Raw genomic sequence first — 12,746 nt, forward strand, 5'->3', positions numbered from 1 at the left:
CGGCATGCTTCCCGCGCCAGGGATCCGGTGCGAACATTCCAGGTTGTCGGCGACCAGACCCGTGTAAAACGTTTTGATCCGCGAGGGTGCCCAGCCGTTCCCGGAAGGACCGTGCCCGTGATCTCCTCCGCGCTGCAGCAGCTGTTCGACGACCCGCCCCGGGACTTCGGCCCCACTCCGCTGTGGTGGTGGTCGGGTGCGAAAGTCACCCGCGAGCGCCTCGCCTGGCAGATGCGCAGGTTCGCCGGGGGCGGCGTGCACAACCTCGTGGTGATCAACCTGGCGCCGGCGGGTCCCGGCTTCGGCGCCCGCGCCGACGAACCGCCGTGGTTCGGCGAGGAGTGGTGGGCACGCTTCACGGACGCCTGCGAGATCGCCCGGGACCTGGGCATGCGGCTGTGGTTCTACGACCAGATCGGGTTCTCCGGCGCCAACGTCCAGGGTGCGGTGACCCGCCTGCGTCCCGAGGCGGCCGGCCTTGCGCTGCGCCGCCGCACGGCGAGGGTCGCCAACGGCGCCGTCCCGCTGGGGAGTTCGGAAACCCTGGTCGGGGCGTACTCCGCGGAGGGCCGGCGCCTTCCCGTCACCGGCACCGCGCGGATCGCGGCCGCCGACGGCGGCGAGGTGCAGCTGGTCACCTCTGTCCCCACGGCCTTCGACTACCTGGACCCCGGCGCCGTCCGTCTGCTCCTGGAGGCCGTGCACCACGAGTACGACCGGCGCGTCCCCGAGTACCTGGGCAATGTCGTCGCCGGGAGCTTCCAGGACGAACTGCCCGGCACCAACGCCTGGAGCGGCCGCTTCCCGGAGGAGTTCCTCGCCCGTCGCGGCTACGACCTGCTCGACCACCTGCCGGCCCTCTTCCACGACATCCCCGACGCCGCCAGGGCCGCGAAGGTCCGCGCCGACTACTACGCGGTCCGCGCCGAACTCACCGAAGAGGCCTTGTTCAAACCCCTCGCCGCCTGGCACGACGAACGCGGGATGCTCCTGGGCTGCGACCAGAGCCACCCCGCCCGCTCCGGCTTCCCGGCCCAGTCCACCCAGATCTACTCGGACTACTTCCGCACCCACCGCTGGTACGGCGCCGCGGGCAGTGACCACCACGGCGACTCCAAGGTCCACTCCTCCATGGCGCACCTCTACGGACACGAGCGTGTGTGGATCGAGGCGTTCCACTCCTCCGGGTGGGGCGGCACCCTGGAGGACACCTACGACTGGCTCCTGCCGTTCCTGCGCAGCGGCGCCAATCTGTACAACCCGCACGCCAGTTACTTCGGCACCGCGGGCGGCTGGTTCGAGTGGGCGCCGCCCTCCACCGACTGGCGCCAGCCCTACTGGCCGCAGTACCCGGCCTTCTCCCGGGCCGTCGCCCGCATCTGCTCGATCCTCTCCTGGGGCACCTACAGCGCCGATGTGGCGGTCCTGCATCCCACGACCACGATGCAGTCCCTCATCCCGCTGGACGCCCCCGTCAAGCACTTCGGCGACGGCCGCCTCGGCGAGAGCCACGCCGAGGTCGACGAGACCCAGCGCCACTACCTGAACCTGTGCGGCACCAACAACTGGCTGCGACCCCACATCGGCGCCCTGGACCGGCACGGTGTCTCCTACGACGTCATCGACGACGCCTCGGTGCAGCGGGCCACGCCCGCCGAGGGTGCCCTGCGGATCGGGGATCTGGCGTACACCGCGGTGCTGCTGCCCTCGGCGAGCGTCCTGGAACAGGACACGGCACGACGGCTGACCGAACTGCTCGACGCCGGCGGGCGGGTGGTGGCCGTGGGCCGCCCGCCGGCGGCTGCGGCAGGCCTGGCCGGTGACGACGCCGTCGTGGCGGCACTGTGCGCTCATCCCCGGCTGGAGCGGGCGAGTGACGCCGAGGCGGGCGCCGCGGCCGTGGCGGACCCTGCCGGGTACGCGACCGGTGATGTGCCGCTGCTCGTGCGGCGGCAGGGAGCGGACGCGGTCGCCCTGGTGACAGGGGCCTTCCCCGACGCCCGCGCGCATCCGCCCTCGGGCAACCATGACGTCGACCCCGCCCGCTACGCCCCCACCAGGTCCCTCACCGTGCGCGCTCCGGTCGCCGAGGCCGAGGTCTGGAACCCGGCGACCGGTGACCGCCGCCCGGCGCGCATCACCGTCAGCGACGGCGTCTCGACCATCGAGGTGCCGCTGGAAGGCGCCCCGGCCGCCCTCGTCGTATGGCGAGAAGGCACCCCGGTGTCCCCGACTCCCGCACCACCGCCCAGGTCGGTACGGACCATCGACCTGTCCAGCGGCTGGGAGGGCCGCCTGGCGCCCACCATGGACAACACGTGGGGTGACCTCGCGCTGCCCGCCGGGGCGTCCGTGGACGAACCGCAGATCTGGACCATGCGGTGGACCGAGAGCGAGGCCCCCGACGCCCGCTGGGAGCAGACCCGGGCGACGTACGGCAACCGGGTACGCGTGCTGCCCCCGGTGCCCACCGCGAAGGCCCCCGACCCGCTCGACCAGGCCTCCGTCGAGCGGGTCCTGGCCGGAGAGCAGCCCCTTGTGCCCTGGGACGAGAACTGGGCCGTCTCGCTGTTCTCGTCGAGCCGCGGGATCCCGGACCCGGACGGCCTGCTGGGCAACAAGGGGCTGGTCAGCGAGGAGTTCGTACGCGTGCCGGTACCGGGCCGCGGAACCGTCGCCCGGGTCCGGTCGATCGTCGAGACCGACCACTGCGGGCCCGCCGATCTGCGCGTCGGCGCGGCAGCCGTCAAGCGGGTGTGGTGGAACGGCGAGAGGCTGCCCACGGACCGCGGATACCTGGCGTCCGCCAGCGTTGAGATCGACCGGCCCCGCAACGTCCTGGAGTACGAACTGTCCGACGCCGAGGACCGCCCCTCGATGATCTCGGCCAAGTCTCAGGCTCCCTTGGGCAGTTACTTCTGCCTTTCTCGTCCCGACGGCTTCGTGCCGCGTCCGCAGTTCATGTGTCTGCCGGACGGCGTACGGCCGGACGGCGGCGTCACCTACCGGGGCCGACTGCGTCTGTCCGACGGCGGGGCGCGGGCGGTGCTCGTGGTGGGCGCCGCGGCGGGCGTCACCGTGCTGCTCGACGGCGCGGTCGTGGCGCGGCAGGAGAAGGTCGAGTACTACGAGTCCGACTGGGGGGCGGTGCCGATGTTCTTCCGCCACGAACTGACCCTCTCGGCGGGCGATCACGTCCTCGACGTCGTCGCCGACAGCGTCCGCGCACGCGATGCCGTGTTCGTCGACCTCGTGGCAGGAGCGGGTGCGACCGCGCTGGTCAGCGGAGCCGGCTGGGAGGCGGAGACGGGGCAGTGGCGCGGGCGTACCGTCGAACACGACGGCAGGTGGGGCGAGTTGCAGCACTGCCACGCGGCCGTACGACCGCACCCCTTGCCCGACACCGAGTGGCTGACCGGCCGGCCGGTGCTCGGCGCCCCCGTGATGTCGCTGCGCTCCACCGACGAAGTACGCCCCCGCGCACAGCGTTTCCGCTTCACCGTGCCCCCGGGGACCGTCTCGCTCAGGCTGCCTCTGGCGCTGCCCGCACGGGTGAGGTCCGCGGACGGCGCGGAACGAGTCCTCGACGGACAGGTACTGACACTCCCTCAGCCCACCACTGAGCCGACGGAGTTCGAGTTGGTCACCGACCCGACGGCCGTGCTGCGCGGCGGCTCCGCCTGGTGGGGGCCGGTGCGCGTGCGTACCGTGGCGGCGCCCCTGCCCCTCGGCGACTGGCAGTCGCTGGGTCTTGGCGGCTGGAGCGGCGGTGTGACGTACACGCGCGAGGTGGAGGTGCCCGCCGGGCCTGATCCGGTGCTGGACCTGGGGCGGGTGCGAGGGAGCGTCGCGGTTCTTCTCGACGGGGAGCCGGTCGGCGAGGCGTTCTGCGCGCCGTACCGTTTCGAACTGCCCGGTGCCGAGGGGCGCACCGTCCGGATCGACGTGACCGTGCGCAACACCCTGGCGCCGTATCTCGCCGAAGCGACCCCGACCGCCTGGGCCTTCCCCTCCCAGTTGACGTCCGGGCTGCTGGGTCCGGTGACGTTGCGGGTCCGGGAGTCAGCCGCCGGTGAGTGACCGGGTGGAGTCCCGCAGGACGAGCCCGGGCGCGAACACCCTTGTCTCGTGGGCGTGTTCGGCGCGGGCCTCCACCTCGTCGAGGAGCATCTCCACGGCCGCCCGGCCGAGATCCTCGACGGGCTGCCGGACCGTCGTCAGGGTCGTCCCCACGAAGCTGGCGATGTCGAGGTCGCCGTAACCCACCACCTGCACGTCCTCGGGGACCTTCACATCCCGCTCGGCCAGGCCCCGGCACAGTCCGGCCGCGAGGAAGTCGTTGGTGCAGAACACCCCGTCGGGCAGCTCGTCGAGCCCCCGGGCGATCTCCCTGCCGTACGCCACCGTCATCTCCTCGGCGACCACCTGGGCCAGCCGTGCCTCGCGCCGGGTGCGCACGGCCTGCCGGGCGCCCTGGTAGCGGTCGGCGCACTGCCGTATCGACCGTTCGCCGTTCACGACGAGGATGTCGCGCGCCCCGCACTCCAGGAGGTGCTGGACGGCGATTCGGCCGCCTGCGATGTCGTCGACGGAGACGGAGCAGCCGTCCTGCGCGGGCATCGCACGGTCCGCCAGCACCAGGGGAATGCCCCGCTCGCGCAGTCGTGTCAGCCGGGTGGGGTCGGCGCTGAGCGGGACGACCACGGCACCGACGGCGCGCTGCTGGACGAGCATGGTGAAGTAGCCCTGCTCGCGCTCCGGGGCGTCCCCGCTGTGGCAGAGGACGAGGGAGTAGCCGTGGTCGTAGGCGGCGTCGGCGGCGCCCCGCGCGATGCGGGCGTAGAAGGAGTTGGTCACGTCGGGCAGGACCAGGCCGATCGAGGACGTGTGGCCGGTGCGCAGTCCCGCGGCGCCCGGATGGGGCACGTAGTCGAGCGCCGCGACCGCGTCGCGGACCCGCTCGGCGGTGGCCGCGTTGACGCGCTCCGGGCGGTTCAGCACGTTCGACACCGTCGACACCGACACTCCGGCGGCGGCCGCGACGTCCTGGATCCGGGCGGGGCGAACCGGGATGGCGTCCACCCCCCTCGCTGTGACAGCCGTGCGACCAGGCACGACGTGGTCCTCATGGGCGACGCAAGTCTACCCCGACGGTGGCTAAAACGTTTTTCACATGGGCGAGGCGCCGAGTTCAGCGGGCGAGCAGTTCTCTGAGCTCCTCCGTGACCTGCTCGGGGGCCTCCTCCGCCATGAAGTGACCGCAGTCCACGGTGCGGTGGGTCAGCCGCCGCGCCCAGGCCGACCACAGGGCACGGGCGTCGAAGCCGAGCGCTGTGCCCCAGTCCTGCTGGAGCACGGTCACCGGCATGTCCAGCACCCTGCCCGCGTCCCTGTCGGCCTGGTCGTGTGCGAGGTCGATGCCGGCCGAGGCACGGTAGTCGGCGACGATCGAGGGCACCGCGGCTCGGCACGCGGCGAGGTAGACGGCGCGGACGGGGGCGGGAACGGCCTTCGGGTTCCTGGCCCACAGGTCGAGGAAATGGCCGAAGAAGTCGTCCGGGGCGGCGGCGATCATCCGCTCGGGCAGCCCCGGCGGCTGGGCCATCAGATAGAGGTGGAAACCCACGGCGGCACCGGTGCCGTGCATCACCTGCCACATGTCCAGCGTGGGCAGCACGTCCAGACAGGCCAGATGGGTGACGACGGCCGGGTGGTCGAGCGCGGTGCGGAAGGCGACCAGGGCTCCGCGGTCATGACCGGCCAGCGCGAATCGCTCGTGGCCGAGCGCACGGGCCAGGGCGACGGTGTCGGCGGCCATGACGCGCTTCGCATAGGTGGCCCCGTCGGTGTCGGCGGGCTTGTCGCTGGCGCCGTAGCCCCGCAGGTCGGGGCAGATGACGGTGTGGTCGGCCGCGAGATCCGCGGCTACGTGCCGCCACATCAGGTGTGTCTGCGGGAAGCCGTGCAGCAGCACGACCGGGCTGCCCGAGCCGCCGACGGCGGTGTGAAGGGCCACGCCGTCGGCGACCTGGATGCGGTGCTGCTCGAAGCCGGGAATCGTGGGGAGGGCGGATGTCACGGTGGGCTGCTTTCGTCGGTGCGGAGGAGGACCGCCGGCAGGCGGACACGAGTGAGCCTCCCGCGCGCGAATCAGCATCCGGTCAGCACGTACTGTGGCGGCCGAGGCGGCCGTGGGAGGTGGGGATGGAGCGGATCACCTTCGGTGTGCTCGGGCCGGTGGTGGCCTGGGACGGCGCCGGCGGCGTACTGGCGTTGAAGGGCCCGCGCCACCGGGCGGTGCTGGCCCGGCTCATCACGGCGCGCCGGCGTGTGGTTCCGGTCGCCCGCCTCGTGACAGACCTGTGGGACGACCCGGGGCCGGGCGCCGTCGGGGCCGTGCAGACCTTCGTCGCGGCACTGCGCCGGGTCCTGGAGCCGGAGCGCCCGGCGCGTGCACCGGCCCGGCTGCTGGTGACGGAAGGGCCCGGGTACGCGCTGCGGGCGGCGCCGGGGAGCGTGGACGCCTGGCGGTTCGAGACGGCCGTCGTGGGCGCGGCACAGCTGCCGCCCGCGCAGGCGCTCCAACAGCTCGAAGAGGCACTGGAGTTGTGGCGCGGGCCCGCCTACGCCGAGTTCGCCGACGAGGACTGGGCGCGCGGTGAGTGTGCCCGTCTGACCGAGCTGCGGCTGCGGGCGGTGGAACAACGCGCCCAGGCCCGGCTGGACCTGGGGCGCGCCCCCGAGACGGTGCCCGACCTCGACGCCCACGTGGCCGGACATCCCTGGCGCGAGGACGGCTGGCGCCTGCTGGCCCTCGCGCTGTACCGCGCGGGCCGCCAGGCGGACGCGCTCGACGTACTGCGCCGGGCGCGGGCGATGCTGGCCGGGCAGCTGGGCGTGGACCCGGGACCCGAACTGCGCCGTCTGGAGAGGGACATCCTCACGCAGGACCCTCGCCTCGACCTCCCGGCCGGACCGTCCAGCGCGGCCGACCGGCTGTGGAGCCGGGTGGCCACGGACTTCGACCGTACGGTCGCGGCGGGCGCCCGGGCCCGGCTGGAGTCGACCGTCGGCCTGGTCCGCAATCTCGCGGTCACCGGAGGCGGTGGGCTGCGGGCCGCCCGGGAACACCGCCTCGCGGCCGTCGCAGCGGCCGAGGAGTCGGGCGACCCGGAGCTGACCGCCCGGGTGATCGGTGCCTACGACGTCCCCGCGATCTGGACCCGCAGCGACGACCCCGAGCAGGCGGGGCGGATCGTCGCGACCGCCGAGCGCACCCTGGCCGCGCTGCCGAACGACGGCGCGCACGAGGCCGCGCGCTGCCGGCTGCTGGCCACCATCGCCCTGGAGATGCGCGGCACCCGCTCCCCGCGCGGACCACGGGCCGCGCACGAAGCGGAGGATCTCGCCCGCCGGCTCGACGATCCCACGCTGCTGGCGTTCGCTCTCAACGGGGCGTTCATGCAGTCCTGCACCCGGGCGGGGCTCGCGGCGCGGCGGGACGCGATCGGCGCGGAGCTGGTCGAACTGGCCGCGCGGCACGGCCTGGAGAACTTCGAGGTCCTCGGCCGCCTGATCCGGATGCAGGCGCGCAGCGCGCTCGGCGACTTCCCGGCGGCGGACGCGCACGCCGCGGCGGCGGACCGGCTCGCCGAGCGGCACGAACGGCCACTGGTCGGCGTCTTCACCCAGTGGTACGGCGCGCTGCGGTCGGCCGCGGCCGGACGTACGCGCGAGGCCGAGGCCGGCTACGAGGTGGCCGCGGCAGCGCTGCCGGCTGCCGGCATGCCCGGCGTGGAGAGCGGCCTGCTGCCCCTCACCCGGCTGTCGCTGCGCCTGTCCGAGGCCGGAGCCGGCGCCCGGCAGGCCGCCGAGCACATCGACCCGGAGGACGACTGGGGTCCGTACCGCCCCTGGATCGAGCCCTACGTCAGACTGCGCGACGGCAACCGCACGGCCGCCCTGGCCAGTCTGCACGCAGCGCCGGAACCGCCCGCGGACCTCCTGTACGAGGCGCTGTGCTGCGTGCGGGCAGCGGTCGCCCTCGACCTGGGCGACCGCACGACGCTGACCCGCCTGCACACGTCTCTCTCCCCGGCCGCGGGCGAACTCGCCGGGGCGGGCAGCGGTCTGCTCACCTTCGGCCCGGTGGCCCGCTGGCTCGCCGCCCTCAGGCAGGCTCTCGCCTGACGAGCATCAGCACGCCCTCCGCGCTCGTCCACGGGCCGTGCTCCATTCCCGGATGCCGGTACGCGTACATCCCGGCCGTGAACGTCTCGCCGAGGCGCAGGTCGGTGAACGAGCCCTCGACGAGGTACACCTCCTCGAAGTAGTCGTGCCGGACGCCGCCCTGGGCGCTGGTGTCCGTCCCCGGCTCGTAGCGTTGCAGCACGGTGGCGTCCCCGGTCTGCGGATCCTCGGCCAGCACCTGCTCCCACACGCCGTCGGCGGCCCCGGGCGGGCGCAGCCAGGGCGCGCCCGGACGGTGGAACTCGGACTGCGGTCTGCTCATCGGCGATGCTCCTCACGGTGTGGACCGAGTTCAGCACGGATGCGGCACCTTCACCCTCTGTCGTATCACCGAGCACTTCTCGTGATCGGCAGGTCGCCGACTGTGCCGGACCCGTTCGAGGTGGGACGCTGGGACGAGAGGTATCCGTCGAGGGGACTCGGGAGGGCCCCATGGGACGTGACGTACCTGCCCTGGTGTTCACGCGCGAGGACCGCCGCCGCTACCGGGACAAGATGCACCTCTGTCTCGACGTGCTGGCGCAGATGCTGCGCGAGTCGGGCTTCGAGAGCGAGCGCCCCCAGGTCGGGCTGGAGATCGAGCTGAACCTGGTGGACGGCGAGGGACGGCCCGCGATGCGGAACACCGAGGTGCTCCAGGCGATCGCCGACCCCGCCTGGTCGAGCGAGCTCGGCCGCTTCAACCTGGAGATCAACATCCCGCCCCGGCAGCTGACGGCCGGCGGCCCCGGTGCCTGGGAGCAGGCGATCCGCGATGCCCTCAACCACGCCGAGGAACGCGCCTCGGCGGTGGGCGCACACATGATCATGATCGGCATTCTGCCGACGCTGGGAGAGTCGGACGTGGGCGAGTCCGCCCTCTCCGGCGACCCGAGGTACAAGCTGCTCAACGAGCAGATCTTCGCGGCACGAGGCGAGGACCTGCGGATCCGGGTGGACGGTGTGGAGCGCCTGTCGATGTACGCCGACGCCATCACCCCGGAGGCCGCCTGCACCAGCACCCAGTTCCATCTGCAGGTCGCCCCGAAGGAGTTCGCGCCCTACTGGAACGCGGCCCAGGCCGTCGCGGGCGTACAGGTCGCCCTGGCCGCCAACTCGCCCTTCCTCTTCGGCCGCGAGCTGTGGCGGGAGACCCGCATCCCCCTGTTCGAGCAGGCCACCGACACCCGCCCGCAGGAGATCAAGGCCCAGGGCGTACGGCCGCGGGTGTGGTTCGGGGAGCGGTGGATCACCAGCGTCTTCGACCTCTTCGAGGAGAACGTCCGCTACTTCCCGGCCCTGCTGCCGCTGTGCGACGAGGAGGACCCGCAGGCGACGCTCGACGCCGGAGGCGTCCCGGAACTTGGCGAACTGACCCTGCACAACGGCACGATCTACCGCTGGAACCGCCCCGTGTACGCCGTCACCGACAGCGGCCCCCATCTGCGCATCGAGAACCGTGTCCTGCCGGCCGGCCCCACCGTGGCCGACATCATCGCCAACGGCGCCCTCTACTACGGCCTGACCCGCGCCCTGGTCGACGAGGACCGGCCGGTATGGACGAGGATGTCCTTCGCGGTGGCCGAGGAGAACCTGCACGCGGCCGCCCGCGACGGCATCGACGCCCGCCTGTACTGGCCCGGCGTGGGCGAAGTCCCGGTCACGGAACTGGTGTTGCGGCGCCTGCTGCCGCTGGCCCACCGGGGCCTCGAACTGGCCGGCATGGACGCGACCTGGCGCGAACCCCTGCTCGGCATCATCGAGCAGCGCTGCGTCACGGCCCGCAACGGCGCCCTGTGGCAGGCGGAGACGGTCCACCACCTGGAGAAGACCGGCACCGACCGTCAGGAGGCGCTGCGCCGGATGACCACCACATACATGGACTACATGCACCTGAACGCGCCCGCGCACACCTGGCCCGTGGACTGACACGGTGGACGTTCCTCGTCCCGTCAGGAGTGCTCGTCGACGACGTCGACCCCCCACTCGGCCGCCACGGGCATGAAGCGGTGCTCGGCCGCGTACGCCGCCATGCGGGCGTTGCGCGCCTCGGCCTCGGGGCCGTCCGGCAGGTGGAACTCGTCGCCGGCCCGCGCGGAACGGGCCTGCATGCTCGTGGCGGCCGCCAGGCGCCTGCGCACATACCGGTCGAGGGCGTCGGGTACGTCGCCGGCCCCCGCCTCCGTGAGGCAGTCGCCGAGCACGGCCGCGTCCAGGACCGCCTGTGCCGCGCCCTGGGCCTGGAACGGCACCATCGCGTGGGCGCTGTCGCCGAGCAGGGTCACCCGCCCGCTGTGCCAGCGGGGGAGCGGGGTGCGGGTGTAGATGCTCCAGCGGAAGACCCGCCCCGCGCGTTCCAGGACACTGCGCACCCGGAAGTCCCAGCCCTCGAACGCGCGCAGCTGTTCTCCCGGCGCGGCCTGCGCGGTCCACGACTCCTGGGCGGCGGTCTCCGTCCCGAACACGGCCACCACGTTGAGGAGTTCACCGCGGCGCACCCGGTAGTGGACGAAATGCCGCCCCGGTCCCAGCCACACCCCGGTGTCGGGCAGGCGGAGATCGGCCACCTCGTCGACCGGGAGCAGCGCCCGGTAGGCGGCGGTCCCGGAGAACACCGCCCCGTCCGCGCCGAAGAGCCACTGGCGGGCCGCGGACCGGATCCCGTCCGCGGCCACGACCAGGTCCGCACCCAGGCGTTCACCGCTCGCCGTCGTCACATACGCGGTGCGGTCGTCCTGGTCGATGCCCACGACCAGGGTGTTCAGCCGCACCCATCCCTCCGGCACGGCGGCGGCCAGCGCATCGCGCAGATCAGCCCGGTGCACCTGCAGATACGGCGCCCCGAACTCGTCCTCGACCTGGCGGCCCAGGGCGTAGCCGCAGATCTCGGTCCCGTCGGACCAGGTGCGCAAGCTCACGGCGGCAGGGCGGGCGGACTGTGCGGCGACCGCGTCGAGCAGCCCCAGCCGGCGCAACTCGCGCGTGGCGTTGGGAGCGAGCTGGATCCCGGCGCCGACCTCGCTGAACTGCGGTGTCTGCTCCAGGATCGTGACCTCGTGACCGGCGCGGCGCAGACTCAGCGTCGCGGCGAGCCCCCCGATCCCCGCCCCCACGACGATCGCTCTCATGGCACGACCTCACTTCGACGAACGCGCGGTCCCCGCATCGGTCAAGTGTCAACCCCTCGGCTCCGCCCGGCACTTACACGAACCGGTCACCTGCGTCAGCACGCCAATTCGGCCGTGACTTCGGCCCTCCTCATAAGGTGGAAAAGACGGCCAGGGAACTCGCTTTGAAGAAGCAGCGAGAGGAGACCGGGACGGCTCCCGGCACCGCCGGCGATGTGAGCGCGACCGCTGAAACGCAGCCGCCACCGACGTGGCGTGCCGGTCGGACGCCTCTGCCGGAGGGTGGCTGACCTGCGTCTTGTGTGCGGGGCGGCGCGATGGAACGCTTCCTGTCCACGGTCGGCAGGGGAGCGTACGGATGGACCTGGAGCTGCGGCACCTTCGTGTCCTGTGTGCCATCGCCGATGCGGGGAGCGTGGGCCGCGCCGCCTCGGACCTCGGCTACTCACAACCCGCCCTGAGCACCCAACTCCGGCGGATCGAGCGCTACTTCGGGCAGTCGCTGTTCGAGCGCGGGGCGAGGGGAGTCAGGCTGACACCATACGGCGCCGAGGTCGTCGCCCAGGCCCGCGACGTCCTGACCCGGGTCGCGGCGATCGGATGCCGTCCGGTCTCCGATGCCGCGAGCACCCGCAGGACCCTGCGCGTCGCGGCGACCAACTCGCCGGTGCTCTCCGGCATGGTCTCGCGCATCCGAAGCAGACTGCCGGACCTCACCCTCGCAGTCAGCAGCGTGTACGCCTCCTCGCGCATCGTCGAACTCCTGGAGGACGGCGAGGTCGACGCGGCCGTCGCCGCGGACTACCCCGGGATGGAACTGAAGCATGCGGACACGGTGACCCACCGAGGGATCGTCACCGAGCCCACCTTCGTGGCGCTGCCCACCCGCCATCCCCTCGGACGCCGCGCCCAGGTCGCGCTCGCCGATCTGGCCGAGGACGCCTGGTTCCTGACACCGGACGACGGTGCCGGCTGGCCGGGCGTCTTCTACACGGCCTGCGCCGCGGCCGGGTTCTCGCCGGTCGCCGTCCATGAATTCCTCGGTGACCAGCTGCAGTTGCAGAGCATGATCGCCGACGGTCTCGGCGTGTCGGTCGTGCAGGCGACGTTGCGGCCGATCCCGGACGTGGTGATCAAACCGCTGATCGGTACGCCGCTGTGGTGCCGCTATGTGCTGGCCTGGCGGCGTGACACGGTTGCCGAGGACGTGGCGGAGGAGCTGTTCCACTCCGCCGGTTCCGCATACCGCGAACTCGCCGGGAGGTCACCGCACTTGAGGGCGTGGGCTGCGCGCACTTGGCGGGCGAGCGGGGCGTAGGCGCAACCGGGGCGGCCCTGGGTCGGCCGGGTGTTATGGCCGGCCGCCGCACAGTGCTATGTCACATTCCA

8 protein-coding genes are annotated in these 12,746 nt (G+C 72.7%); 4 read left to right on the forward strand and 4 right to left on the reverse strand.

Annotated features, from left to right (window positions below; translation table 11 throughout):
- Positions 1 to 117: 117 nt before the first annotated feature.
- The gene (locus ABT254_RS03905; RefSeq protein ID WP_351463197.1) at positions 118 to 4,080 is read left to right on the forward strand and encodes a glycosyl hydrolase; all 3,963 of its coding nucleotides are present in this window, start codon (positions 118 to 120) and stop codon (positions 4,078 to 4,080) included.
- Here ABT254_RS03905 and ABT254_RS03910 read toward each other — a convergent pair.
- Both ABT254_RS03910 and ABT254_RS03915 read right to left on the reverse strand, forming a co-directional pair.
- A complete protein-coding gene (locus ABT254_RS03910) occupies positions 4,063 to 5,082 on the reverse strand; it encodes a LacI family DNA-binding transcriptional regulator (protein WP_351463199.1) in 1,020 nt (339 codons plus the stop codon). The genes ABT254_RS03905 and ABT254_RS03910 overlap by 18 nt on opposite strands.
- Before the next feature lie 109 nt (positions 5,083 to 5,191).
- Positions 5,192 to 6,157 (reverse strand): alpha/beta fold hydrolase, encoded by a 966-nt coding sequence (locus ABT254_RS03915; RefSeq protein WP_450750707.1) that lies wholly within the window; start codon positions 6,155 to 6,157, stop codon positions 5,192 to 5,194.
- A 47-nt stretch (positions 6,158 to 6,204) separates the two neighbouring features.
- Between ABT254_RS03915 and ABT254_RS03920 the strand changes: the two genes are divergently transcribed.
- A complete protein-coding gene (locus tag ABT254_RS03920; RefSeq protein ID WP_351463203.1) occupies positions 6,205 to 8,190 on the forward strand; it encodes an AfsR/SARP family transcriptional regulator in 1,986 nt (661 codons plus the stop codon).
- Here the strand turns inward: ABT254_RS03920 and ABT254_RS03925 are convergent.
- Positions 8,171 to 8,512 carry a cupin domain-containing protein gene (locus ABT254_RS03925; protein ID WP_351463205.1) on the reverse strand — a complete coding sequence of 114 codons (342 nt, stop codon included), beginning with the start codon at positions 8,510 to 8,512 and terminating at the stop codon, positions 8,171 to 8,173. The genes ABT254_RS03920 and ABT254_RS03925 overlap by 20 nt on opposite strands.
- 170 nt (positions 8,513 to 8,682) lie before the next feature.
- Here ABT254_RS03925 and ABT254_RS03930 point away from each other — a divergent pair, with 170 nt between their 5' ends.
- On the forward strand, positions 8,683 to 10,158 hold the full coding sequence (locus tag ABT254_RS03930) for a glutamate-cysteine ligase family protein (RefSeq protein ID WP_351463207.1): 1,476 nt from the start codon (positions 8,683 to 8,685) through the stop codon (positions 10,156 to 10,158).
- A 23-nt stretch (positions 10,159 to 10,181) separates the two neighbouring features.
- On the opposite strand, the gene ABT254_RS03935 is transcribed toward ABT254_RS03930, so the two are convergent.
- Positions 10,182 to 11,357, reverse strand: a complete 1,176-nt coding sequence (locus tag ABT254_RS03935; RefSeq protein WP_351463209.1) for an FAD-dependent monooxygenase — start codon at positions 11,355 to 11,357, stop codon at positions 10,182 to 10,184.
- A 358-nt stretch (positions 11,358 to 11,715) separates the two neighbouring features.
- On the opposite strand from ABT254_RS03935, the gene ABT254_RS03940 reads away from it, so the two are divergent.
- Positions 11,716 to 12,675: a LysR family transcriptional regulator gene (locus tag ABT254_RS03940; protein WP_351463211.1), complete on the forward strand. Its 960-nt coding sequence runs from the start codon at positions 11,716 to 11,718 to the stop codon at positions 12,673 to 12,675.
- Positions 12,676 to 12,746 lie beyond the last annotated feature (71 nt).

This window comes from Streptomyces sp. NPDC001137 (genome assembly GCF_040298885.1).
In the GTDB taxonomy this organism is placed as follows: domain Bacteria; phylum Actinomycetota; class Actinomycetes; order Streptomycetales; family Streptomycetaceae; genus Streptomyces.